Source organism: Streptomyces sp. NPDC002499, assembly GCF_053595415.1.
This window is the reverse complement of sequence record NZ_JBSFXO010000002.1, coordinates 453660-478986: the sequence shown is the minus strand read 5'-3', so window position 1 is coordinate 478986 and position 25327 is coordinate 453660. Positions and strand designations below refer to the sequence as shown.

Annotated in this window: 21 protein-coding genes; 12 read left to right on the top strand and 9 right to left on the bottom strand. The window is 70.5% G+C overall.

What is annotated here, in order from left to right:
- Window positions 1–8: 8 nt before the first annotated feature.
- Entirely contained in the window at window positions 9–1466 is a 1458-nt protein-coding gene (locus ACWD5F_RS06770) for an MFS transporter (RefSeq protein ID WP_451251781.1), read from the bottom strand.
- An 83-nt stretch (window positions 1467–1549) separates the two neighbouring features.
- Here ACWD5F_RS06770 and ACWD5F_RS06765 point away from each other — a divergent pair, with 83 nt between their 5' ends.
- From ACWD5F_RS06765 to ACWD5F_RS06725, 9 genes are all read left to right on the top strand, one after another.
- Window positions 1550–2059: a MarR family winged helix-turn-helix transcriptional regulator gene (locus ACWD5F_RS06765; protein ID WP_451251779.1), complete on the top strand. Its 510-nt coding sequence runs from the start codon at window positions 1550–1552 to the stop codon at window positions 2057–2059.
- A gap of 198 nt (window positions 2060–2257) precedes the next feature.
- Window positions 2258–3295 carry a LacI family DNA-binding transcriptional regulator gene (locus tag ACWD5F_RS06760; protein ID WP_451251777.1) on the top strand — a complete coding sequence of 346 codons (1038 nt, stop codon included), beginning with the start codon at window positions 2258–2260 and terminating at the stop codon, window positions 3293–3295.
- A gap of 154 nt (window positions 3296–3449) precedes the next feature.
- Window positions 3450–4838, top strand: a complete 1389-nt coding sequence (locus ACWD5F_RS06755) for an ABC transporter substrate-binding protein (RefSeq protein WP_451251775.1) — start codon at window positions 3450–3452, stop codon at window positions 4836–4838.
- Between the two features lie 2 nt (window positions 4839–4840).
- Complete coding sequence (locus ACWD5F_RS06750) at window positions 4841–5758, top strand: carbohydrate ABC transporter permease (protein WP_451251773.1); 918 nt, start codon at window positions 4841–4843, stop codon at window positions 5756–5758.
- Window positions 5755–6693, top strand: a complete 939-nt coding sequence (locus tag ACWD5F_RS06745) for a carbohydrate ABC transporter permease (protein ID WP_451251771.1) — start codon at window positions 5755–5757, stop codon at window positions 6691–6693. The genes ACWD5F_RS06750 and ACWD5F_RS06745 overlap by 4 nt, the downstream gene beginning before the upstream one ends.
- 49 nt (window positions 6694–6742) lie before the next feature.
- The gene (locus tag ACWD5F_RS06740) at window positions 6743–8908 is read left to right on the top strand and encodes a beta-galactosidase (protein ID WP_451251769.1); all 2166 of its coding nucleotides are present in this window, start codon (window positions 6743–6745) and stop codon (window positions 8906–8908) included.
- Between the two features lie 56 nt (window positions 8909–8964).
- Window positions 8965–10719 (top strand): RICIN domain-containing protein, encoded by a 1755-nt coding sequence (locus ACWD5F_RS06735; protein WP_451252286.1) that lies wholly within the window; start codon window positions 8965–8967, stop codon window positions 10717–10719.
- Between the two features lie 123 nt (window positions 10720–10842).
- Window positions 10843–12087, top strand: a complete 1245-nt coding sequence (locus ACWD5F_RS06730) for an MFS transporter (protein WP_451251767.1) — start codon at window positions 10843–10845, stop codon at window positions 12085–12087.
- Between the two features lie 57 nt (window positions 12088–12144).
- A complete protein-coding gene (locus ACWD5F_RS06725) occupies window positions 12145–12315 on the top strand; it encodes a hypothetical protein (protein ID WP_451251765.1) in 171 nt (56 codons plus the stop codon).
- A 37-nt stretch (window positions 12316–12352) separates the two neighbouring features.
- On the opposite strand, the gene ACWD5F_RS06720 is transcribed toward ACWD5F_RS06725, so the two are convergent.
- On the bottom strand, window positions 12353–12781 hold the full coding sequence (locus tag ACWD5F_RS06720) for a hypothetical protein (RefSeq protein ID WP_451251763.1): 429 nt from the start codon (window positions 12779–12781) through the stop codon (window positions 12353–12355).
- Between the two features lie 54 nt (window positions 12782–12835).
- Window positions 12836–13693 (bottom strand): SigB/SigF/SigG family RNA polymerase sigma factor, encoded by an 858-nt coding sequence (locus ACWD5F_RS06715; RefSeq protein WP_451251761.1) that lies wholly within the window; start codon window positions 13691–13693, stop codon window positions 12836–12838.
- Window positions 13694–13864: 171 nt separating this feature from the next.
- Between ACWD5F_RS06715 and ACWD5F_RS06710 the strand changes: the two genes are divergently transcribed.
- A complete protein-coding gene (locus tag ACWD5F_RS06710) occupies window positions 13865–14443 on the top strand; it encodes a GNAT family N-acetyltransferase (protein WP_451251759.1) in 579 nt (192 codons plus the stop codon).
- Between the two features lie 61 nt (window positions 14444–14504).
- On the opposite strand, the gene ACWD5F_RS06705 is transcribed toward ACWD5F_RS06710, so the two are convergent.
- Both ACWD5F_RS06705 and ACWD5F_RS06700 read right to left on the bottom strand, forming a co-directional pair.
- Entirely contained in the window at window positions 14505–15266 is a 762-nt protein-coding gene (locus tag ACWD5F_RS06705) for a class I SAM-dependent methyltransferase (protein ID WP_451252284.1), read from the bottom strand.
- A gap of 49 nt (window positions 15267–15315) precedes the next feature.
- Window positions 15316–16884, bottom strand: a complete 1569-nt coding sequence (locus tag ACWD5F_RS06700; RefSeq protein WP_451251757.1) for an FAD-dependent monooxygenase — start codon at window positions 16882–16884, stop codon at window positions 15316–15318.
- A 68-nt stretch (window positions 16885–16952) separates the two neighbouring features.
- Between ACWD5F_RS06700 and ACWD5F_RS06695 the strand changes: the two genes are divergently transcribed.
- Both ACWD5F_RS06695 and ACWD5F_RS06690 read left to right on the top strand, forming a co-directional pair.
- A complete protein-coding gene (locus ACWD5F_RS06695) occupies window positions 16953–17699 on the top strand; it encodes a TetR/AcrR family transcriptional regulator (protein WP_451251755.1) in 747 nt (248 codons plus the stop codon).
- A 386-nt stretch (window positions 17700–18085) separates the two neighbouring features.
- On the top strand, window positions 18086–18691 hold the full coding sequence (locus ACWD5F_RS06690) for a LuxR C-terminal-related transcriptional regulator (RefSeq protein ID WP_451251753.1): 606 nt from the start codon (window positions 18086–18088) through the stop codon (window positions 18689–18691).
- Between the two features lie 55 nt (window positions 18692–18746).
- Here ACWD5F_RS06690 and ACWD5F_RS06685 read toward each other — a convergent pair whose 3' ends face one another.
- From ACWD5F_RS06685 to lanKC, 4 genes are all read right to left on the bottom strand, one after another.
- Window positions 18747–20549 carry an ATP-binding cassette domain-containing protein gene (locus ACWD5F_RS06685; RefSeq protein WP_451252282.1) on the bottom strand — a complete coding sequence of 601 codons (1803 nt, stop codon included), beginning with the start codon at window positions 20547–20549 and terminating at the stop codon, window positions 18747–18749.
- A gap of 20 nt (window positions 20550–20569) precedes the next feature.
- Window positions 20570–22354 (bottom strand): ABC transporter ATP-binding protein, encoded by a 1785-nt coding sequence (locus tag ACWD5F_RS06680; protein WP_451251751.1) that lies wholly within the window; start codon window positions 22352–22354, stop codon window positions 20570–20572.
- A 174-nt stretch (window positions 22355–22528) separates the two neighbouring features.
- Complete coding sequence (ramS, locus tag ACWD5F_RS06675) at window positions 22529–22657, bottom strand: mycelium formation morphogenetic lantipeptide SapB (RefSeq protein ID WP_149551904.1); 129 nt, start codon at window positions 22655–22657, stop codon at window positions 22529–22531.
- A gap of 35 nt (window positions 22658–22692) precedes the next feature.
- On the bottom strand, window positions 22693–25302 hold the full coding sequence (lanKC, locus tag ACWD5F_RS06670) for a class III lanthionine synthetase LanKC (protein ID WP_451251748.1): 2610 nt from the start codon (window positions 25300–25302) through the stop codon (window positions 22693–22695).
- Window positions 25303–25327: the final 25 nt, after the last annotated feature.

Below are 25327 nucleotides of genomic sequence, written 5' to 3'. Positions count from 1 at the left end.
TCCGCGCGTCAGATCGCGCCCGGGCCTTCGTGGTGCGCGCCGACGGCCGTGCGCGGCAGGGCCAGGCACAGCACGGCGCAGACCACCAATGCGCCCACGGCCCATGGACCGGCGTGGTGGATGCCGTCCGTCAAGCCGGTGGAGATGTTCGAGAAGAAGACGTTGCCGATGACCGCGACCCCCAGCGCGCCGCCGAACTGCTGGGCGGTGGAGAAGACGCCCGAGGCGCCGCCGGCGATCCGCTCGGGCACGGCCGACAGCACGACGTTCGCGAGTGGGACGACCAGGAACCCGAGTCCCGCGCCGGCGACCAGCAGACCGGGCACCAGCGGCCAGGCGCTGGTGTGGGCGGAGGCGGCGTGCTCGATGGCGTACTGGACCCAGAAGAACCCGCCCGCCATGACCAGTCCGCCCACCAGCAGGACGACTCGCCCGAACTTCACCACCAGGCCGTCGGCCATCGGCGCGGTGATGAAGGTGCCGCCACTGAACGCGACCATCAGCACCCCGGCCTGGGCGGGGGAGTAGCCCTGCCCGGACTGCAGCCAGATGGTGAACGTCAGCATGAAGCCGGACATGGCGCCGTAGAACAGCAGTTGGATCAGCAGGCCCGCGCTGAACGCCCGGTTGCGGAACAGGCTCGTCGGGAGCACCGGGTCGGGCGAACGCCGTACCGACTGCACGACGCTCAGCAGCACCAGGCCCGCCACCCCGCCGGCCAGGCAGAACCAGCCCCACAGCGGCCAGCCGTTGGTGCGGCCCTCGACCAGCGGCAGCACGACGGCCACCAGCGACGCGGCCAGCACGAGATTGCCGAGGAGGTCGACGCGCCCGGGCGCACGCTCTCGGGAGCCGGGGATCCACAGCGCGCCGAGCACCAACACCAGGGCGGCGAGGGGGAGGTTGACCGCGAAGATGGTGCGCCAGCCCCAGCCGAACAGGTTCCAGTCCGTCAGTACGCCGCCCAGCAGGACGCCGGTCGCCACCGCGATCCCGGCGATCGCGCCGTAGATGGCGAACACCTTGCCGCGCTCGGCGCCGGTGAACATCGTCCGCAGCGACCCGAGGACCTGCGGCATGATGACCGCCGCGGCCACGCCCTGCACCGCACGGGCTGCGACGAGTTGACCCGGACCGGTGGCCACCGCGCTGGCCAGGCTTGCTACGGCGAAGCCCGCGACGCCGGTCAGGAATAGCGCCTTGCGCCCGAACCGGTCTCCGAGATGCCCCGAGATGATCAGGGTCGCGGCGAAGCCCAGCAGATAGGCCGACACCATCCACTCCAACTGCGCCGGATCCGCGTGCAGTCCGCGCCCGATGGACGGCAGCGCCGTGTTGACGATCGAGCCGTCGATCATGTCCAGCAAGGCCGCGAGGATCATGACGATCGCCGCCGCCCACCGCTTCGGATGAGGCCGTTCCTCGGCGGCGGAGGCGGAGGCCGCCTGGACTGTACTGTGCGACATTGGTGATCCCCTGATCGCTTGACCGTAATGTAACTTGAAGCTCGTGTATCTCGACTATCGAGCTATCTCTAGCCTGGAGGGAGATGTCTCGATTGTCAAACGAAATGGAGCGGGTCCTCGCTGACCTGGGCGAAGTCATGCAGGGCTACCAGTCCGCAGTCGATGACTACGATCGCGAGACCGCCCGGCTCCTCGGTGTGAACGAGACCGATCTGCGCTGCCTGGAGCTCCTGCTCGGCGCCGGCGAGCTCTCTCCGCGCGAACTCAGCACCCGCCTCGGCCTGACCACCGGCAGCGTGACCGCCATGCTCGACCGCTTGGAGAACCTCGGCCTGCTCAACCGCACCCCGCACCCGGTCGACCGTCGCAAGACCGTCGTGCGGGTGACCCCGGAGGGTGCCCGGCGCTGCTACGAGCTGATCGCCCCGCACATCGAGGACAGCACGAAGGAAATCAGCGCGAAGTACAGCGTCGAGCAGTTGCGGCTGGTCATCGACTTCCTGCGCGCGAACACGGCCATCCAGACCCGCCACATCGAGCGTCTGCGGGCCATGCCCGCCCCCAAGTCGGAACGCGGACGCCGCGGCAAGTAGCGCCGCGCGTCAGTGGGGGCGGAGAGTCCCCCTGGGCCGGGTCCTCCATTACGTAGATCCGGGTCCTCCATTGCGTAGATGTTGCGCGAAGTCTTGACGCCTCCCTCCTCGTTGCGTAGATATGACTGCGCAGTCATGACAGCGCAGTCATACACCGGACTGGGACTAGGATTCGACTGCCGAAGATCGGGAGACGCCATGGCACCAGGGGCAGGGCGGGGCGCAGGAGCCGCGCCGCGCAGTGTGGATGTGGCGCGCCTCGCCGGCGTGTCGCAGAAGACGGTGTCCCGGGTCATGAACGACGAGCCGTACGTCTCAGAAGACGTACGCCGTCGGGTCCTGGCGGCGGCCGAAGAACTCGGCTACCGCTCGAACAACGCGGCCCGCGCGTTGGCCTCCGGCCGCACCAGGTCCATCGGCGTCGTGACCCTCGGCACCGCCCTGTACGGTCCGGCCTCGCTGCTCATGGGCATCGAGCGGGCCGTCCGGGACACCGGCTACGCGCTCCGCGTGGTCAACACCATGGAGGGCGAGACCGCGGGCATCGCCGGAGCCGTCGACTCGCTCCTGGACCAGGGCGTGGACGGCATCGTCATCTCCGAGCCGATCGACGAGGAGGGCGGCGCGGTGCTCTCCGCCCGGCTCGACGTACCGGTCCTCGTCCTCGGCGCACCCCCGCCCTTCGCCGCACCCCACGTCGTGACGGCCGGCATCGTCTCTCACCAGATGGCGCGCGCGGCCACGGAACACCTGCTGGAGCTGGGCCACACCACGGTCCATCATCTGGCGGGTCCCCAGCGCTGGTACTCGGCGCGGGACCGGCTCGAAGGCTGGCGTGCTGCGCTCGCCGCGCGCGGGCGGGCGGAGCCGGCGGTCGTGCAGGGCGACTGGTCGGCGGCGTCCGGTTATGCGGCCGGTCGTGAACTGGTCGCCGACCCTGCGGTGACCGCGGTGTTCGCCGCGAACGACGACATGGCGATCGGGCTGATGCGGGCGCTGGCCGAAGCGGGGCGGCGTGTTCCGGAGGACGTCAGTGTGGTCGGTTTCGATGACACTCCGGTCGCCGCGTATGTGACTCCGCCGTTGACGACTGTGCGGCAGCCGTTCTCTGCGATGGCTCGGGACGGGCTCAAGTTGCTGGTGCATGCCATCGAGAGTCCGCAGGCGGAACCGTTGCCGATGGCTGATCCGCCGGTCGAGCTTGTTGTTCGCGCGTCTACGGCGGCGCCCCGTTAGTTGCCCTGCTGGGTCCGCGGTCTTTTGTCCGCGGGCCGGTGGGGGCTGGTCGCGCAGTTCCCCGCGCCCCTGAAGGGGCGCTCACCTCACCGGAATTTTCAGCACGCCGTCGGTCGGTGTGCCGGTTTCTCGTACCCTCTCTCGGGAGTTCAGCATGTCCGGAATCCTTTCCAACTCGTCCTCCTCTCTCAGTCGTCGAGGCTTTCTCGCCGGCACCGGTGCGTTGTCGCTTGCCGTCACTCTGTCCGGCTGTGGTGGGGACGGCGGCGGTACTGGTGGCTCGTCGACCAAGCCGGTCAGCCAAACCGACATCGACAAGGCCATGAAGACGCCGACCCAACTGACGTTCTGGACCTGGGTTCCGAACATCGACAAGGAGATCGCGCTCTTCGAGAAGAAGTACCCGGCCGTCAAGGTCAAGGTCGTCAACGCCGGTCAGGGCACGCCCCAGTACACGAAGCTGCGGACCGCGCTCAAGGCGAACAGTGGTGCCCCGGACATGGTGCAGATCGAGTTCCAGGCGATCCCGACGTTCACCATCACCGACAGCCTGCTCGACCTCCGTCCGTACGGCGCCTCCGCGCTCAAGTCGATGTTCGTGGACTGGACTTGGGGGCAGGTCAGCGGCAGTGGCGGTGAGGTGTGGGCGATACCGCAGGACACCGGTCCGATGGGCATGCTGTACCGCAAGGACATCTTCGACCAGCACGGCATCCAGGTTCCCACCACCTGGGACGAGTTCGCGGCCGCAGCGCGCAAGCTGCACAAGGCCGACCCGGACGTCTACCTCACCAACCTCGCCGCCAACCAAGTCGCCGCCTGGCACGGCCTGTTGTGGCAGGCGGGCGCCAAGCCGTACGTCACCTCCGGCAAGAGCGACATCACCGTCAGCGTCGACGACGCGGTCTCCCAGAAGCTCGGCGCGTACTGGGGCGGACTCGCGAAGGACGGCGTGATCGGCGTCGAGCCGGACTTCACCGACGCCTGGTACGCGGCCCTCAACAAGGGCAAGTACGCCACCTGGTTGACCGGCGCCTGGGGTCCCGCCTTCCTCTCCGGCTCCGCCAAGGCCACCGCCGGCAAGTGGCGTGCCGCCCCGCTGCCGCAGTGGGACGCCGCCAAGCCCAGCTCGGGCAACTGGGGCGGCTCCACGACCGCCGTGATCCGCTCCACCAAGAACCCCATCCAGGCAGCCGTGTTCGCGCAGTTCCTCAACAGCGATCCCGCCAGCGCCAAGATGTTCGCCACCGAACAGTTCTTCTTCCCGGCGACCAAGACCCTGCTCGGCGAGGCGAGTTTCCTTAGTGACGCGCCCGCGTTCTACGGCGGCCAGAAGGTCAACCAGGTCTTCGCGGACATCAGCGCCCAGGTCGACCCCGCCTTCCAGTGGCCGCCGTTCCTGGACCGGGTCGCCACCGACTGGACGGAGACCGTCGGCAAGTCCCTCGCCGACAAGTCCGACACCGTCCGGGCGCTCGGTTCCTGGCAGTCGCGCATCACGACCTTCGCCAAGAGCCAGGGCTTCACGGTCAAGGGAGGCTGACGATGGCCACCACCACGGCGGACGCCCGCACCAAAGCCCCACCTCGCCCCCGTCGGCGGCACGGCACCGCGGGAGCCCTGTTCATCGCCCCCTTCATGGCGCTGTTCCTGCTCCTCTTCCTGGCTCCGCTCGGCTACGCCGCCTACCTGAGCCTCTTCCAGGAAAAGCTCATCGGTGGCTCGACGTTCGTCGGCCTGGACAACTACGTGACCGCCCTCAAGGACCCCCAACTCCTCAAGGGCATAGGCCGCGTGGCCCTGTTCTTCCTCATCCAGGTCCCCGTGATGCTCCTGCTCGCCCTGTGCTTCGCCCTCGCGCTGGACAGCGGCCTGCTCCGCCTCGCCCGCGTGATCCGCCTCGGCATCTTCGTTCCGTACGCCGTCCCCAGCGTGATCGCCACCCTCATGTGGGGCTATCTCTACGGCCCCGACTTCGGCCCCTTCGCCCAGATCAGCCACGACCTCCACCTGCCGGCCCCGCACTTCCTCTCCGACAGCTGGATGCTCGGGAGCCTCGCGAACATCGTGACCTGGGAGTTCGTCGGCTACAACATGATCATCCTGTACGCCGCCCTGCGCACCATCCCCGCCGAGTTGTACGAGGCGGCCGCCATGGACGGCGCCGGCTCCTGGCGTATCGCCTGGTCCATCAAACTCCCGGCGCTGCGACCGGCGTTGACCCTCACCCTGCTCTTCTCGGTGATCGGCAGCTTCCAGCTCTTCAACGAGCCGAACCTGCTGATGAAGGTCGCCCCGGACGTCATCTCCAGCTCCTACACCGCCAACCTCTACGCCTACTCCGTCGCCTTCATCAGCCAGCAGACCAACTACGCGGCCACGGTGTCCTTCATCCTCGGTCTGGTCATCGTGATCGTGTCGTACGCCTTCCTGCTCACGGCGAACCGCAGGAGGACCGCATGACCACCGTGACGCGCACAGCCTCAACAGCCGGGGCGGCGAAGCGACTTCCCGCCGAGGCCCGCCCACGCCACCGATCGACCTCCGGTCGCCGCCGCAGCACCCCGCTCACGATCGCGATGCTGGCCGCCCTGGCGTACTTCCTGTTGCCCCTGTTCTGGCTGCTGGTCGCCTCGACCAAGAGCACCCAGGACCTGTTCAACACCTTCGGCCTGTGGTTCTCGCACGCGCCGCAGCTCCTGTCCAACGTCAAGGCCACCTTCACGCAGGACGACGGCGTCTACGGCCGCTGGCTGCTCAACACGGTCCTGTACGCCGGGGTCAGCGCACTCGGCGCCGCACTGCTCGCCGCGGCGGCCGGCTACGGCTTCGCCAAGTACCGCTTCCGCGGCCACGGCGCCGCCTTCAATCTTGTCCTCGGCGCCATCATGATCCCGACCACCGCCCTGGCGATCCCCACCTACCTGCTCTTCGCCAAAGCGGGCCTGGTCAACACCCCTTGGGCCGTCATCCTGCCCTCCCTCATCAGCCCGTTCGGCCTCTACCTCATGCGGATCTACGCCGAGGACGCCGTCCCCGACAGCCTCATCGAGGCCGCCCGCATGGACGGCGCCGGAGAGTTCCGGATCTTCTGCACGATCGGGCTACGGCTGCTCGCCCCCGGCCTGGTGACCGTCATCCTCTTCACGCTCGTCGCCACCTGGAACAACTACTTCCTGCCGCTGATCATGCTCAACGACCCGAACCTGTACCCCATCACGGTCGGGCTCGCCCGCTGGGCCGACCAGGCCCAGAACGGCGGCGCCGGAGCCGGCAGCGACATGCTCGCCCTCGTCGTGACCGGCTCCCTGATCTCGATCCTCCCGCTCGTCCTGGCCTTCCTGCTCCTTCAGCGGTACTGGCAGAGCGGCCTGGCCACCGGCGGCGTCAAGCAGTAGCCCCTTCCCGGTATCCCCCCAACACCCCCTGCGTTCCGGAGGTTTGTCCATGGCGGATCTGCCCGCCCGCGTTCTGTTCGGCGCCGCCTACTACCACGAGTACCACCCCGCCTACGGGCCCGACGTACGGCCCGACGAGCAGCTCAAGACCGACCTCGACCTCATGGCCGACGCGCACTTCACCGTCATCCGGGTCGGCGAGTCCGTCTGGTCGACCTGGGAACCGGAGAACGGCCGCTTCGAACTCGACTGGCTCCAGCCGGTGTTGGACGGCGCGCACGAACGCGGCATCTCGGTCATCCTCGGTACCCCCACCTACGCCGTGCCACCGTGGCTGGCCCGGCAGTACCCGGAGATCACCGGCGAGCGGCGCACCGGCGAGCGCATCGGCTGGGGCGCCCGGCAGGAAGTCGACTTCACCCACCCCGCGTTCCGTTTCCACGCCGAGCGGATCATCCGCGAGATCGTCGCCCGGTACGCCGACCACCCGGCCGTCATCGGCTTCCAGGTCGACAACGAACCGGGCCTGGAGCTGTTCCACAACCGCGGTGTCTTCCAGCGCTTCACCGATCACCTGCGGGCGAAGTACGGGGACGTGGAGACCCTCAACCGCGAGTGGGGACTGGTGTATTGGTCCCATCGCCTGTCCACGTGGGCCGACCTGTGGACGCCCGACGGCAACGTTCAGCCCCAGTACGACGTCGCCTGGCGGGAGTTCCAAGCCCGTCAGTGCACCGAGTTCATCGGCTGGCAGGCCGATATCGTCCGCGAGTACGCCCGCCCCGAGCACTTCGTCACCACCTGTATCTCCTACTCCCGCCCGGCGGTCGAGGACGACGAGCTCACCGACCGCCTCGACATCGCCACCGGCAACCCGTACTACGACATGCAGGACGGCCTCCTCCTGCCCGACCCCACCCCGGACACCCACGAACAGAAGTGGAAGACCACCGGCGTCTGGTCCCTCCTCCAGACCGCCGACTGGATGTTCTCCTCCCGCCAGGAGCCGTTCCTGGTCACCGAGACCAACGCCAACTCCATCGGCATGGCCTGGGACAACCGGCCCGCCTACGACGGCCAGTGGCGCCAGGCCGCCTGGGCGCTGGTCGGCCGCGGCGCCCGCATGATCGAGTACTGGCAGTGGCAGACCCTGCGCTTCGGCGCGGAGACCTACTGGGGCGGAGTCCTCCCGCACAGCGGCCGACCGGGCCGCACGTACGCCGAACTGGCCCGGCTGGGGGAGGAGTTCGAGGCCGCGGGCCCGCTCGTGGCGGGGCTAGAGCCGGACGCCGACCTCACGATCGTCTACTCTACCCCCAGCAAGTGGCTGATGCAGAAGCACCCGCCCCTCGCCACCCCGGACGGCGAACCGGACCCCGCCGCCTACCACCGCATCCTCGATCCCTTCTACCGCGGGGCCTTCGACGTGGGCCGCCAGGTCCGTATCGTCCACGCCCGCCAACTCCACGACCCGCGCGGCGAACGGGCCGGTCTGTCCCCGGAGGAGGCGGCACGCCGCCACCCCGTTCTCGTCGTCCCCGCCCTCTACCTCGCGGACGACTCCACGCTCGACTGGTTCGCCGCCTACGCGCAGGCCGGCGGGCACCTGGTCCTGGGGCCGCGCACCGGCTACGCCGATCAGGAGGCACGGGCCCGGCACGAACCGGCGCCCGCGCGCCTCACGTCCGCCGCGGGAGTGTCGTACGACGAATTCAGCAACCTCACGCAGGCCGTGCCCGTCCGGTCCGTGCCCGGCAGTCCCCTCCCGCTGCCGGCGACCGCGACGGCGACGCACTGGGCGGACGGCCTGACCGTCACCGACGCCCAGGTCCTCGCCGCCTACGAGCACCCGCACTTCGGCCGTTGGCCCGCCGTGACCACTCGCCGCCATGGGGAGGGCCGGGTCACGTATGTCGGTACCGTTCCCGGCCGCGATCTCGCCCGTGCCCTGGCCGAGTGGCTGGTGCCGACCGCCGGCAGTGGGTGGGGCGATCTGCCGGTCCCGGTCACGGTGACGACCGGCACCTCGCCCGACGGCCGCAGGGTGCACATCGTCCACAACTGGAGCTGGGAGCACGCCCGTTCGGCGGTGCCGGTCGATCTCGTCGACGCGCTGAGCGGCACGTCCCTGCCCACGGGCACGGTGCTGGACCTCGGCCCGTGGGACGTACGCGTACTCGTTTCCCCGAAGGACCCGTCGCAGTCAAAGGAGTAGCTGTGCGAAGAAGCAGAGCGGTGAAGGTGCTGGGCACGTTCGTCGGGGCCGGCGCGATGCTGGCGATACCGATGACGGCCGGCGCTCAGGCCTACAACCCGACGGGCGGAATCCTCTATCAGCTCGGGAACGAGCCGTGCCTGAAGGGGCGGGGCAACTGCGCCGTGTACCCGAAGTCCGCGCAGCTGCCCGGCGGACGCCTGGTCGCGTCGTTCGAGAAGTCCACCGTCGTACCGGCATCGGGCAGCGCCGACGGACAGACACTCCCGGTCTACAAGAGCGACGACGACGGAACGAGCTGGCAGCCGCTGTCGGAGGTCAAGGCTCCCGCGTATCTCTCCAAGGACCCCAAGTACGCGAAGTACACGAGCAATTGGACCAACCCCTACCTCTACACGCTGCCGCAGAACGTCGGAAAGCTGAAGCGGGGCACGCTGCTTCTCGCGAGCGTCGTGTCGGGCGACGACGAGTACTACAAGGAGCACAAGGCGGCCGACCCCGACTGGACGCCCAACAACGACGGTGACCGCAGCGACCTGGCCATCGCGCTGTACTCCAGCACCGACCAGGGGAAGTCGTGGAAGGTCGTCAACGTCATCGCGACCGGCGGCTGGCAGGGCGGCAGCGCGGGCGCGATCGGACAGAACGTCGCCGCGGCCAACACGAACAAGCAGGTGGATCCCCTCTGGGAGCCCTATCTAATGGTCTACAAGGGCAAGTTGGTCTGCTACTACTCCGACGAGAACGACTACACGGGCTTCGACCCGACCACCGGCGCCCCCACCCTGGACCCCGCGAACGACACCGCCCCCGACTCGCACGGCCAGATCCTCGCCCACAGGACCTGGGACGGCCGCAGCCCGCACTGGAGCGGACCCGTCGTCGACGTCGCGGGACTCACCCAGACCATGGGCGGCGGCAAGACGGAGATCGGCGGCGGCCGGCCGGGCATGACGAACGTCGTCCGGACCACGGACGACAAGTGGCTCCTCACCTTCGAGTACTGGGGCGGGGGAGCCAACACGCGGTACGTCGTCGCCGACAACCCGCTGAAGTTCTACCGCAGTTCACCGATTGGCGACGCCATCACCTCGCTGCCGGTCGACACCGGTTCCCGTGCGCTCGCGACGGGTGGCAGCCCGGTCGTCATCAAGCTTCCCGACGGGCGCCTGGTCTACAACGCGGCGGGCAGCGGCAACGTGTGGGTCAACAAGAGCGGTCGCAGCGACGGCGTGTGGAAGGAGTACCAGACCACCTCGCGCGCCGGCTACAGCCGCGACCTGCAATACGTCGCCGGCACCGGCCGTATCGCGATCCTCAACAATCAGGGCACGTCCACGATCGCCTTCGCCGAGGTCGACCTCGGCCGATCGAAGGGCGCCTACCACCGGTTGGTGAACCAGAAGACCGGCCAGGTGATCGGCACCGGGAGCAAGACCAACGACGCGAACAGCGGCAACGCGGACGTACCCGATGTCGTCCTGGAGGATCGCGGTTCCGCCTCGGACCCGGACACCCAGTACTGGCACGTGGTGACCGAGCCGAACGGCGGGGTGTCGCTGCTGAACAAGTCGGGCGGCCGTGCGGCGGCGATCTGGACCGGCAACGCCACGGTCGGCCAACGGATCGGCCAGTGGGTCGACAACAGCGCCACCGGCAGCTGGAACCTGGTCGCCACCGGCCACGGTCTCTACAAGCTGCAGTCGGTCAAGAACACGGGCCTGTACCTGACCGGCGCCTCCGAGGACGCACCGCTGACCCTCCAGAACGCGACGACGGACGGCTCACAGGAGTGGAGGCTCGTCCCGTAGCGAGAAGACCTCGCACTGTGGTGACACGCGGGTTCGCTCGCTACGCTGCGAAGCAGAATCGGGATCGTCAACGCGCCGGTGGCTGGGTAGCGCGTCTCTCTGACGTGCTCATTGGAGACGCCCATGGCGTACCGGTCCCTTCTGCGTGTCCCCGGTGCGGGGTTCTTCCCCTTGGGATTCCTGGCCCGGCTTCCTTACGCGACATCGACCCTCGCGACACTCATCCTCGTCCGGGCCGCCTCCGGCAGTTACGCCTTCGCCGGCCTCGCCGCAGCAGCGCAGGGCGTCGCCACCGCTGTCGGCGGTCCGGTCCTCGGAGCGCTGTCCGACCGCCACGGTCACCGCTCGGTCGGGGTGGCCGCGGCAGTCGCCAACATCGTTGCCCTTACGGGCCTCATCGCCGCGAGCCACGCCGACCGCGCGAGCATGCTCGCAGCCGCGGCCCTGGTCGGCCTGACCCAACCGCCGGTCGGTCCTTTGGTACGCGTGCACTGGTCACGCCTGCTGCACGCACGCGACCGGCACGCACTCATGCCCACCGCGCTGTCGTACGAAGCGACCGCCGATGAGACGAGCTTCGTCGTCGGACCCGCGATCGTCGGACTGCTCACCCCGATCGGACCGGCGGCGCCGACCATGGGGACCATCGCCCTGCTGGCTCTGGCCACCCTGCCGTTCGCGCTGTCCCTCAGCCGCCGGGACGGCACGCGGCCGACGACACCGAAGGCGACCAGAACTCCCTTGCCACGACGCCCACTTGCCGCCATGTTCCTCGCCATGGCCGCGATGGGCGCCGTGTTCGGTGCGGTGCAGACCGGCGTCACCGCCTACGCCGACGGGAGCGGGCGCCCCGGCACCGCCGGACTCCTCTACGCCGTCTTCGGTATCGGAAGCGCCCTGGCCGGCGCCGCCTGCGCCTGGCTGCCCGCGCGATTCGCACCGCGCCATCGCTATGCGACCTTCGCGGCCACCCTGTTGCTGGGCGGGCTGATCCTTGTCGCCGGGGACGGACTGCACGCCGTCCCCGCCGCGGTGGCCGTCGCCGGCATCACCGTGGCGCCCTACATGATCAGTCTCTACACCCTCACCGAACAGCTCGCGCCGCCTGACCGGGCCACCGTCACGATGACGATCGTGTGCGGCGCCGGACCCCTCGGTACCGCGGCCGGACAGGCGGTGGCCGGGTCGCTCGCCGACGGTCACGGAAGCGCCGGAGCGTTCTTGGTGGCGCCGATCGCGGCAACAGCGGCACTGCTGCTGGCACTTGGCCTGCTGTGGGCGGATCGCGGGCGGGGCGTGTGGCTCGTGGCTGGTTCAGGTGCGAATGCGGGGGAACTCGAAGTGCACAAGCAATCGGCATCCACATGAGCAATCGGCAGCCATGACCAGTTCAGGTGGCGGCAACGGAAGCGGTGGTGTTCTGGCATGGTTCTTTTCCTGCTTCTCGTCCTGATCGCCGTCATTCTGGGAATTGTCGGCGTCGCCGCGAGCGGGTTGGGCTACCTGCTGGCGATCGGCGTCGCGGTCCTGGTGGCCGCGCTCGCCCTCGTCGCCGTTCGCTGGTCCCGGCGCGCCGGTCGCCGCCCCATCCGATAGAGGGCTCCGTCCTTCGGGGGCAGGATCCCTTCGAGGGCTAGGCGGGCTTGCCCAGGGACCAGCCCGACACGTCCGTCAGGCGGCCGCGCCACAACGGCATGTGCACGGGCTCGCCTGCGGTCACTCCGATGGCATCGCGCAGATGAATCCACTGAGGCAGCCGCTGCGGGGTGTCGTGTCCCTGCCTGTCGACGACCGCTTGGTCCACTTGTTGCGGAAAGAGCTCGAGCAGGTCGGCGCCCGGGCCGTCGATACCGCGCAGGCTGCGTGCCCACTCGGCCGTCCATGCCTCGTGGGAGATCAGATCGCCGTAGAGGAAGCCACCGCCGACGACCAGCGTCAGCGGCAGCGTCGCCCGGTCGTCCTGTCCGATGAGCCGTATCAGCATCTGCAGTTGGAGATCCGGTACGGGCTCGGTCACCACCGGCGCGGCCGGCTGGTGCAGGGGGTCGTGCTCAGTGGTCATGTGCGGTGGTCCTTCTGACGCTGCGTGAGGGGGCCTGGTGCGGTGGCGGCGAACTCACGTGTCCAGGAGGCCGGTACGGAGTTTGGCGAGGGTGCGGTTCAGCAGGCGGGAGATGTGCATCTGCGACACGTGGAGTTCGCGGCCGATGTCGGCCTGGGTCATCTCCTGGCCGAAGCGCATCTCGATGATGGCCCGCTCGCGGTCGTCCAGCTTCTGGAGCAGGGGAGCGAGCGTGTGCAGGTCCTCGAACAGGTCCATCGCCGGGTCCACGTCGCCGATGGTGTCCGCGTACTTCGGACCCTCGCCGCCTTCCTCGTCGCCGCCCGGGGTGTCGATGGAACCGGCGACATAGCCGTTGGCGGCGACCAGACCCTCGATGATCTCGTCCTCGCTCAGGTCGAGATGATCGGCGAGTTCCTTCACCGTCGGCGGCCGGTTCAGCGCGGTGGCGAGAGCCTCCTGACTCTTGGCGAGGTTGACGCGCAGCTCCTGGAGGCGCCGCGGGACATGGACGGCCCAGGTGGTGTCGCGGAAGAAGCGCTTGATCTCGCCCACGATGTAGGGAATCGCGAAGGAGGTGAACTCGACCTCGCGGGACAGGTCGAACCGGTCGATCGCCTTGATCAGACCGATCGTGCCGACCTGGATGACGTCCTCCATCTCGCCGCCGCCCCGGTTGCGGAAGCGACGCGCCGCGAAGGACACCAGGGACAGGTTCATCTCGATGAGGGTGTTGCGCGCGTACTGGTACTCGCGGGTGCCCTCCTCAAGAACCTGAAGCCGGTCCAGGAACAACCGGGACAGCACGCGGGCGTCCTTCGGCGCGACCTTGCCGCCGTCCTCGATCCAGGGCAGCTCGTCTGCGGCCTCGGATGTTCCCGTCGTGCAGTCGATCGCTTCGCGAGCGTTCACGGAGGAAGTCACTGTGCCGCCTTAGCTGGAAAGCAGGGTAGACGTCTCCTGCCCGCTCTCAGCACAACCATGTCCATGCGGACCCCACCAGTTCTGGAGCCTTCGGATCCTTCCGAGGAGAGCCGGTTCCCTTCCTGGTAAAGCCGTTGAACCGCCCACCCCGCTCTGGGCATGATCCACGCCGTGGACACCTACCTGGACACCGAGCGCCTGACCCTGCGCCGCTTCACCGCCGACGACGCGGACCTGCTGATCGAGTTGGACAGCGACCCCGCGGTGATGCGCTATCTGACCGGGGGAAGCTCGACAGCCCCGGAGATCGTCCGGGAGCGCCATCTGCCGAACATCATCGCCGGGTACGAGAAGTGGCACGGTGATCTCGGACTGTTCGCCGCGTACGAGAAGGACGGCGGGGCCTTCATCGGCTGGTTCTGCCTGCGCCCGGAGCCGGAGGGTCCGCTGGACGAGGCCGAACTCGGCTACCGACTGCGGCAGGCTGCCTGGGGCAAGGGCTACGCCACCGAGGTCTCGCGGGCCCTGCTGGGCAAGGCGTTCGCGGGGCTCGGTCTGCGCCTGGTCTGGGCGGAGACGATGACCGTGAACCGCGGTTCGCGCAACGTCATGGAGAAGCTCGAAATGACGCTCGCGGACACCCTCTCCACCCCTCCCGACATGCAGATGGTCGAGGGCGCCGAGCACGGGGGAGTGCGATACGAGATCACCAAGGAACAGTGGGAGCAGCGGCAGTAGGTACTGTCGATTCGTCGATCGGGTGATCAGGTGATCGGTGGTGGACGGGCCGGGGCCGTGACTACTTGTGCGCCGTGTAGACGGTCGCGGTCATCGGCGCCGTCACCGGACCGGTGCCGAGGCGGTCCGTCATCTTCTGCGTGACGGCGGCCCGCAGGGCCTGGGCGTCCTCGCGGTCCTGCACGGCTGCGCTCACCGGTGTGCCGGTGAGGAAACCGGTGGCGACGGAGGCCGCCGACTCCGCGACGCCTTCAAGGGTGACCTCCTCGGCCGCGGCCAGAGTCAGTCCGGCGGCGGCGAGATCCGCTGCGACCACGGCCGGATCGGAGTAGCCGTGGGGCACGTCCTTCAGGAACGGGGGCGCCGCGCCGGACATGGACTCTTCCAGGGCGGTCTGGAAGGCGGCCCCGAACCCGTGCGAGGCCAGCGGACCCCAGCTGTTGAACAAGAACCGCCCCTGCGGGGCAAGGACCCGACGCACCTCGGCGTAGGCGGCCGGCCTGTCGGGGAAGAACATCACCCCGAACTGGCACAGAACGAGGTCGAAGCCGCCGTCCTCGAAGGGCAGCTCCTGGGCGTCCGCCTGCCGCCAGTCCGCACGCGGTTCGCGCGCCGATCCCGCGGTGACCATCGCTTCGTTGAGATCGGTCGCCACCACCGAGGCCGCGGGCACCGCGGTGAGCAGGGCCGAGGTCAACGCGCCTGTTCCGGCGGCGAGTTCCAGGACCGTTCCGGGCCGCAGCGCTGCCGCCCGCGCGGCCAGGTCGGCGGCGAAGGGCCGGAAGAAGACCGGCACCAGGTGACGTTCGTAGGCCTCGGGCATGGAGCGTGTCCAGCGCCGGTTCGCATCGTCTGTGCTCACCGGACGGACATTAGTCCTGTGGGGCCGACGGCGCGCCCGCCCATCGGCGCAGGACGGATTCGAGTCCGGTGGTGGCGGTGCCGTCGATGGTGTCGCAGGCCCAGGCGACCACCCCGTCCGGGCGGACCAACACCCCGGCGGGCATCGCCTGTTCGTCGGTCACCACCTTCACTCGCCCGGCCCAGGCTCCGGCGAGTCGGCCGAGCGCGCCGTCCGGACCGCGGTCGAGCAGCAGGAACCCACCGCCGTGACCGTGGTCGACCAGCCGGGACCCGTCCTTCAGCCACACGTCGGGGACGAACCGACCGACCAGCGGATGGTCACCGGGCAGGTCGATGCGCTGGTCGACTCCGGCGATCTTCTTGACCGTGTACGTCGTGCCGTCCCGAGTGCCCAGCAGCTCGGCCACGACCTCGCGCAGCGCGGCCGACTTGGCGTCCCCGCGCAGCACCCCGATCTGGGCCCGCGTCCAGTCGAGGACCCAGGCGCCCAGTGGACGACGTTCGGCGTCGTAGGTGTCGAGGAGCTCTTCGGACGCCCACCCGGTGACCACGGCGCCAAGCTTCCAACCGAGGTTCATCGCGTCGCCGAACCCGAGATTGAGCCCCTGACCGCCGAACGGCGAGTGCACGTGCGCGGCGTCACCGGCCAGCAGCACCCGCCCCGACCGGTAGGTCGCGGCCTGACGGGCGTTGTCGGTCCACCGGGTCGCGGTGCCGCGCATCCCGGTCAGCGTGACGTCGGTGCCCGAGACCCGGCGCAGAGTGGACTGCAACTCCTCCAGCGTCACGGGCGCCGACCGGTCGGCGGGCGGGGCGCCGAACTCGACGGTGACCACCCGCCCGGGCTGGGGCCCACAGCGGTACGCCCCTCGGGTCGACCACGTCCATCCGTCCGCGAGCTTCTCCGGGTCGGCGATGTCGACGAGCGCCAGGTGCCCGGCGAGTTCGGGGTCGGTGCCGGGAAACCCGATGCCCGCGAGACGGCGCACGGTGCTGCGTCCGCCGTCGCACCCGACCAGCCACCCGCTGCGTACGGTGCCGGCGGTGGTGCCTACGAGCACGCCGTCGCCGGTGTCCTCGAGCGCGGTGACGTCGACCCCGCGACGCACCGGTACGCCGAGTCGCGCGAGGTGTTCGGTCAGCAGTGCCTCCAGCTCACGCTGTGGCACCATCCGCGCTCCGTCGGCCGCGGTGTGCGCGGCGAGGTCGGGATCGGACCAGTCCACGAGATCGGCGTCGAGGACGATCCCCGCGAAATGCCCGGTGAACCGCGTCTCGGGTGCCGGCCGGGTCGCCCGGTCGTCGGCCATGCGGGCGAACGACCCCGTCCGCTCAAGGATCTCCCGCTGCACCTTCTCGGCGGCGGGCAGCAGGCCGCGGCGGTCGAGGGCCTCGGCCGTCGGCACGTTGATCGACCCCGCCTTCATCGCCACGCTCGGCTCGGAGAGTCGCTCCAGTACCTGCACCGTCGCCCCGGAGAGCGCCAGCTCAGCGGCGAGCACGAGGCCCACCGGCCCGGCGCCGACCACGGTCACATCCACGTCCTGGCTCAGGTTCACGTCCTGGCTCACGTTCATGCTCGAGTTCGTATTCACGAACACTGTTCTAGTTACGAACAGTGTTCGTGTCAAGTTATAGTGGTCGGGTGAATCCGAGAGAGCGACGCGCGGCGCGCCACCAGCCGCCGAACCCCGAGGCCGAGACCGCCCCCAGGCCCCGGCGCCGCAAGGCCCCGATCACCGTGGAACAGGTCGTCGACACCGCGCTGGCCGTCATCGCCTCGGAGGGCTACGAGGCACTGACCATGCGCCGCCTGGCCGGCGCGCTCGACACAGGACCCGCCTCGCTCTACGCCCACGTGGTCAACAAGGCCGACCTCGACGAGCTGCTCATCGGCCGACTGTGCGCGGGGCTCGTACTCCCGGAGCCCGACCCGGCACGCGATCCCGCACCCGATTCCACGGCCTGGCGGGAGCAGATCCGCAGCGTGTGCACCCAGCTGCGCGACCAGTACCTGAAATACCCCGGCATCTCCCGCGCCGCGTTCGCCATGGCCCCCACCGACCTCGAGATCCTGCGCGTCACCGAAGGAATGCTGGCGATCCTGCTCGCCGGCGGAGTCGCCCCCCAGACCGCCGCCTGGGCCATCGACGCCCTTCTGCTCTACGTGGCCGCCTACTGCCTCGAGACATCGATCGCGCACCAACGTGCGGCGGACGACGACGTCGCCTGGGTCGTCGACCGCGACGAACTCCTGCGCCGGTTCACCGCTCTGCCCGCCGAGACCTTCCCCCACATCACCCGCCACGCCACCGAACTCACCGCCGGCGAGGGCCACGACCGCTTCGACTTCACCCTCACCCTGATGATCGACGGTCTCGCACACCGCTAGGACGCTTCCTTTCACGCCACATTGGGCACAGGCGATTTTCGGCCGGAGCCCGGGACCGGCCGAAATCCCTGTCCGGCCGTCCGGCTTCGCAGGTACGACCGGTCTCGGGTGGCAGGGACCGCTCCCGCCAGGCCCGTACGTGGCACGAGCGACCGCCGGTCACTGCTCGTCCGGGCGGGGCCGTCCCGTTGATTGGTGTCTTATCCGCCCTTCTTCGCCCGGGCGTACGCCTCCGCCCCGGCCCGAAGGAGCGCCGAAGACGGCGGATTGACCCCGGTTCGGTCCGCACCTGAGGACGCGCCGTGTTCCGCCCTACCGGATACGGGCACTTGGTCCGTTGGCCGCGGGGAGCCGGCTGCCGGAACAGGACAGCCGCCGACAGGGGGATGGAGAAGATGGTTCGTACTCTCGTGGTGCATGACGAGAAACTGCTGAGCTCGGCGTTGGTGCAGTTACTGAGATCGGACGACACGCTGGATGTCTCGTCGCTGTGTCCCGACGCCGACGGCCCGGATCGCGAAGCGCCGTGCGCCGACGTCTGCGTCGTGGACGGCGAGTGCCTGCGGGGCCCGGACCGGGGGTGCGGCGAGCGCCTGCGGATCCGGTGCGGGGACCGGCTCGTCGTCCTGACGACGGCCGAGCGGCCGGGGGTGCTGCGCCGGGCGTTCGAGGGGGGAGCCCTCGGCCTGGTCGACAAGAACGCCCCGGCGCATCGGCTGATCACGGCGGTGCACACGGTCGCCAGGGGTGAGCGCTTCCTGGACGAGTCGCTCACCGTGGCCCTGCTGAAGGGCTCGGAGATGCCGCTGACCACCCGCGAACTGGGCGTACTGACCATGGCGTCCCAGGGAGCGCCGATCGCCGAGATCGCGGCAGGCCTGCACCTGTCCCGTGGAACGGTACGCAACTACATGGCCACGGCGATCCGGAAGGTGGGCGCCCGCAACCGGGTCGACGCCATACGCATCGTCCAGAACGCCGGCTGGACGTGACCGGACGCGCACATGGCCACGATCTCGACACCGCCCGGTGCGCGCCGGGCCGCGGTCACAGCTGTCGAGACGAGCCCGCCCGCCAATGACCCGTCAGGTCGCGATAGAGGGGCGAACGGCTGAGCACGTCGTCGTGCGTGCCACACACCGCCCGTACGCCGTCCAGGACCAGGATCCGGTCGGCGCGGACCGCCGAGGACAGCCGGTGCGCCACCACGAGCAGCGTTCCGGGCCGCGCCGCGAGAGCCTCCTCCGCGCGGGCCTCGGACGCCGGGTCGAGATGGCAAGTGGACTCGTCGAGCAGGAGCAAGGGCGCGGGGGACAGGTAGGCGCGAGCCAACGCGATCAACTGCCTTTCCCCCGGGGACAGTTCGGTGGGCCGCACCGGGCCGTCGAGTCCGCCCAGGCGCTCGACCAGTGGGTCCAGGCCGATGACCCGGACGGCGGCGGCGACTTCGCCCCGGTCCACCTGCGTGCGCAGATACGCGAGGTTGTCGCCCACGCTGCCGGAGAACACGTAGGCCTCTTGCGGGACGAGCACCCGAAGAGCGGAGAGCTCGGCGACCGCGTGTCCCGTCACCACGTGTCCGGCCACGCGTACTTCGCCGGCGCTCGGCGCCAGCGTCCCCGCGACGAGGCGGGTGAGGGTCGATTTGCCGATGCCGCTCGGGCCGACCACGGCAAGGTGTTCGCCCGGCGCGACGCGCAGGTCGAGCGCGTCGAGGACGGGCTCGGCGTGCACGCCGTACGACAGGGTGACGGATCGCAGTTCCACCGCCGGGGCCGTGGGGCGGCTCGGCACCGAGCGGGCCGGAACGGCTTTCGACACGTCAGGCAGGCCCGTGACTCCCGGCGCCGCGTCCGGCACCGGGCCGAGGACCCGGTCGAGGACGACCAGTAGTCGGGCTCCGGCCGCGCCCAGTGCCGTCATCAGCGTGTGCAGGGCTGGCAGCAGGGACTGGACGAGGTAGGTGAACGCCCCCAGCAGGGCGCCCGTGCTCACTCCTCGGCCGCGCAGCCAGGGCACCGCGATCAGCAGGGTGAGGACGGGCAGGTCGGCCGCGACACCCAGGGCCGCCGTACGCACCGCAGCCCAGTTGGCCAGGGTCCGCGACTGCGCGGCGGCATCCGCGACCAGGTCCGCGCCTCGCCGTTCGGCGTCGGGCGCCGTCCCGCAGGCGGTGAGGTCGCGCAGCGCCGCACGGCACCGCGCCGCGTGATCGCCGAGCGCTTCGTCGGCCGCCAGGGCGCGGCGCTGGGCCGCTGCCATGGGCCGCAGTGTGCAGAGGAAGAGTGCGAGACCACTCACCATGGGCGGCAGGACCACCACGAGCAGGGCGGGGTGGAGCGACAGCAGGCCGAGCAGGGCTCCGGCGGCGGTGAAGACGAAGGAACGCAGGGTGAGGACGAGACCGGCGAAGCTGTCCCGGGCGATCTCGACCTGGTTCGTCAGCCGCGAGACGGCCGCCCGGTCCGTTCCACCGGGGCCGCCTCCGGCCGCCCCGGCCATGGAACGGTCGACCGCGTGTCGCACCAGCGCGTCGCGCAGCGGCTCCGTCAACCCGGCGAGCTGTGCGAACACCCCCCGGACGACCCGGGCGCCGGACAGTACGCCGATCAGGGCGACCGCGAGCCACAGAAGTCCCCGGCGCGGGTCACCGACGAGGAACCCCTCGTCGACGGAGCGGGCGACCCCGTAGCCCACCAGGAACGCCTGGCCCGACTCGGCCAGCGACCAGAGCGCGAGCCGCGCCAACACGCCCTTGCGGCGGGCGAGGAAGCGACGCGCGCGCGGCGCGAGACGGCTCAGCGCACCGGACCCGTCGTCCCGGCGCCCGTCGGAGTCCGAGACCGGCACGCCGCGGTACCCGGCGGACGTCACGGCCGCACCTCCTCGGGTTCATGACGGCGTACGAGCCCTTCGTCCGCCGGTGTCACGGCATCGACCCCGCTCCCGTCGACCCCGAAGACCGCCCGGTAGCCGGCCGTGTGCCACAGCTCGCGGTGTGTCCCGACGGCGCGCACCTCGCCCGCCTCCAGCCAGAGCACCAGGTCCGCCCGGTCCGCGACCGACGGGCGGTGGGCGACGAGGAGCCTGGTGCCCCGCCGCACCGAGCGGCGCAGTGCCTGGTTCACCTCGTGCTCGGTGGCGGTGTCCAGACTGGACGTGGCGTCGTCCATCACCAGCAACCGCCCGGCGTGCGCGAACGCCCGCGCCAGTCCGAGACGTTGGTGTTCCCCGCCCGAGAGCGGCGCCTCCGGCAGCGGGGTGTCGTAACCGCGCGGCAGCCGTCGTACGAAGCCGTCGGCGCCCGCCGCGCGGGACGCCTGCCGTACCTCGTCGGGTGTCGGGTGCCGTGCCCCGCCGGCGACGGCTTCGGCGACCGTGCCCTCGCCCAGGACCGGACGTTCGAAGGCGTACGCCACCTCGGTGCGCAGTGCCTCGCGCGTCAGGCGGTCGAGCGGGACGCCGTCCAGCAGTACGTGCCCCTCGTCCGGGTCGATCAGCCGTCCCGCCACGGCCGCCAGGACGGACTTTCCCGCCCCGCTGCGGCCGACCACCGCGACCGTGCTGCCGCCCGGCAACCGCAGGCGGTCGGCGCGCAGCACCTGCCTGCCGTCCCGCACCACACGTACATCGCGCAGTTCGAGCACGCCGGCGCCGCCGGGAGGCAGCCGCCGTGATCCGTACGTCAGCGGAGGCATCGTCTCCAGCTCCCGGGTGCGGCGCCGGGCCTCGCGGGCGCGGACGAGCGCGCCGAGCAGCGCCGCGGCACCGCCGACGCCGGCCGCGAGTTGCGCGTACCGGCAGGCGGCGAGCAGGTCACCCACGCTCAGGTCGCCGGCCGCCAGTCGCAGGCCGCCGACAGCGGTGGCGGCCAGCGTCAGCAGCGGGACGAGGACATTGCTCCTGCCGAGCGCCCGACCGTGCAGCGCCCACATGCGTCGGCCCTGAGCGGCCAGTTCCGTCAACGGCGCCAGGATGCGGGCGCGTTCACGGTCGCCGGTCCCCGCGGCGCCGATCGTGGCCGCGCCCTCCAGGGCTTCCAGCAGCCGCGAAGCGATCAGGGACTGCGTGCGCTGGTAGGCGGCGACCGAGGCTCCCGTGTCGCGGGCGAAGGACCGCAGCACCAGCGCCAGCGCGGGCAGCCCGGTCAGTACGCAGGCGGCCACCCACAGGTCGACGAAGGCCAGCGCCACGAGTGCGCCCAGCGGGGTGAGCAGTGAGGCGCCGAGCGCCGCCCGGGCCGCCGGGGCGCCGCCGGCGTCCGTGGCATTGAGGGTCAGGCGGGTCCCGACGTCCCCCGGCGGGTGGGGGCGCGCGCTGTCGGGCACGGCGCGCAGCAGTCCGCGCAGGGCACGAGAGCGTATCGACGCCGTCCATGTGGCGTTGCAGCGTCCGGCGAACAGCGCGGTCAGACTGTCCAGCAGCAGTTCGCCCAGGAGCAGACCGGCGCTCAGCGGAAGCCAATGGCCCGCTTCGCCGTCCCGCAGCAGCAGGTCCAACGTGCGGCCGAGGACGAAGGGTTGGGCCACCGTCGCAGCGGCCGCGGCGACCGAGCACAGCAGCACCAGTGCTTCCAGCGCGTGTCCGGGGGCCGGACCGTCGGTTCCCTCCCGCGTGAGGGGCGTCCGGAGTCCCCAGGGCCTGGTCGTTCGCACTGGCGCATACCTCCGTCCGTCCACTGGGGACACCGGTCGTGGATCCGGCGGATTCGGCTGCCCTGCTCGGCCGCGGTGACCGCGCGGGCAGGCGTCGGCGCCCCGGGAGTGGACCCGGGGCGCCAGTGCCCGGCGACATGGCTCACCACGTCACCGTGATCGGCAACTCCGGCGTCAGTTACAGGTGGTGACGCTCAGGCTGCTGTCGCCACAGAGCAGGAGGCTCGCGCGGCTACCGCTCTCGACGTCGCCCATGGCCTCTTCCTTGGGGGTCTCCATGGACTGCAGGTCGAAAAGGTTCATGACATTTCCTCTCGTGGGGGAGTGGATGTGCTTCTTCACGACCCCTGGTGGGGCCGAGTCTGTGGGCCGCCGCTGGGGCGCAGCGACGGGAGGAACGGCAGCCCGGCGGGGGCGTCACCGAGGACGGAGGCGACAGCCAGCAGGCATCCGGCCGTTCCGGTGGAGAGGTCCATGGACAGGCGCATCATCTGCTCACCGGGAAAGGCGAGCCGGTCCGCGTAGGACATGGCGTGCCAGGAGAGCGCGTCGAGTTGGCGCCGGACGGCCTCCGGGCCCGTGCCGGGCGCCGTGGCCGTGGTGCGGCCGAGGTACAGCACCATGCCGGCCACGCCCCGGTAGAGACCGGGCTGGGCGTAGAACATCGCCTGGGCCGCGGCCACGATCTCTTTCCTGGCCCGCGCGAACTCCGCGTCCTCGCGGTGCGTCAGGTAGTCGTCCAGCACCATGCCGATGCCCACGCTGCCGGCGCCCAGGTAGGGCATCGTGCGCCAGCCCTCGTCGACCTGGAGCGCGCCGCCCGCGCCACGGACACAGCGGGCGAGGTCCTGGCGCAGCGCGTCGCGGGCGAGGTCGAGGAGGGCGCTGTCGCCGGTGCGTTCGAAGAGCCGCAGGAAGAGCAGCGCGCGTCCCGTTGCGCCGTGCAGCAGTCCTGCGCGGGGGCGGGTGGGTTCATCGCGCCCGCCCGGCAGGCCGGCGGCGGCGGCGAGATCGGCGCAGCGCAGAGCCGTGGTGTGCAGTGCGGCCTCCCCGGTGGTGGCGGCCAGCGAGTCCAGGGCCAGGCCCAGTCCCGCGGTGCCGCTGTGCAGGTCCGGGGCCAGCTGGTCGAAGGCCTGGTCGAGCAGCAGCTCGGCGAGGTCGAGGGCGCGGTCGCGATGGCCGAGCCGGTCGAGCGTCCAGGCGATCCCGGCGAGCCCGTCGTGGAAACCGAGCGGCATTCCCGAGGGCGGTTGCTTGGTCCGCTCCAGCAGCCACTGCTCACCGTCCTCGTCCCGTCCCGCCCCGCTCTCGGCCAGGGCGTACAGCACGCCCGCCGCTCCGTGGCCGAAGGCCAGCCCGCCACCGGCCGTGGCGAACTGCGCGATGTCGCCGGGGAAGAGGCGGTCCGTGCGGGAGGGTGTCGCGGAGGCGCGAACGGCCTCGGCCATGGAGTCTCTGCTGCGGGGCCAGTCGTCCGGCCGCACCGGAACCACCGGGCCGATCGGCCCGCGCACCACGGGGGCGCCGTCGACGCGCGTGATCTCGTCGACCGCCGCGTCCAGGAAGGCCCGGTCCACCGGGAACCGGTCCGCCACCACGTCGGCGAGGTGCGCCGCCTTGCGCCGGTCGACGGCCAGCAGACTCGTGAGCGGGAGGAACAGCGCGAGCCGCAGACACGCCAGCGCGTACCGGTCCACGGCCGTGCCTCGTCGGTCACGAGGCGCCACGAACCCCGGGTTCGCCACGGTCTGACGCCCCGGTTCGTCGACGTGGTGGGCCGCCTCGAAGTCCAGGAGGGCGATGCTGTCGTCGTCCCGGATCATGATGTTGAACAGGTGCAGGTCGTTGAAGACCACGCCCCGGGCGTGGACGTCCGCGACGGCGCGCTCCACGCGAGCGTGGACGTCGAGGGCCCAGGCGGTGTACTCGGCCAGGGTCCGCTCACTCGGGTCGGCCTCGATGAGCGGGTGCCGGCGGGCGAAGAAGGTGTTGAGCGGCTTGCCGTCGATGTACTCCAGGACGAGGAAATGGTGTTCCCCGATGGTGAGGTGGTCGAGCACCTCGGGCGTGCAGTCGAGGCCCGACAGCGTCTCCAGTGCCCGGCGTTCACGGTGCAGCCGGGTCACGGCGTCGGCACCGTCGGCCGCCAGCCCGGCGTGCGGACGTGCCTCCTTGAGGACGACCTGCTCGCCGGTGTTGTCGTCGCGGGCGAGGTAGACGCCACCGCCGTTGGAGAAGTGCAGGGCCGACTCGACGGTGTAGGGCATGCCGGCCACGGTCACGGCCGAACGGGCGTCGAGGTGCGGGCGCAGGAAAGCAGGCGGATCCACCCAGTCCGGCAGGCGGAAGACCGGACCACGAAGGTCGGGCACCAGCACGCCGTCGGGACCGGTCACGGCCGGCCGCAACTCCCCTTCCGCGTCATAGCAGTTGCGGCGGGTGAAGCCGCCGTAGCGGACGTGGACGGGGCCGTCGCCGATTCTCAGGTCGCTGAGGATGTGCGGTCCCGTCTCACCGGCCAGCAGTTCGGACAACTCCCTCACGAGCCGTTCGAACTCCGCCTCGTCCGCCGGGTACACGGTGATGAACTTGCCACTGCCGGCCCGGTCCGCGTACTTGGCGTTCCGCTGGTGCAACAGGTAGCGACTGGGTACGAACTTGAAGGCCGTGCCGTCGGCGACGCAGTACCGCCACACACGGTCGAGTACGGACTCCGCGTTGTCGAGACAGGCGGAGACGTGGATCTTCCACCCCTGAACGGGCAGTTCGGCGTCGACCGGACGCAGAGCGAGCCAGTCCCCGCTCTCGTTGCGCTGCCATCCCTGCGGTACGGGCGAGGAGGCCGTGGCGTACCGGGACCGACCGGCCCCGCTCCGGGAGGCCGTGCGGTGCGGAGCGTCGTAGAAGTACGGATCCGCATCGCAGTACACGGCATAACCCTTGTTCATGCCATCTCCCTCGCCCCGTTCGCCG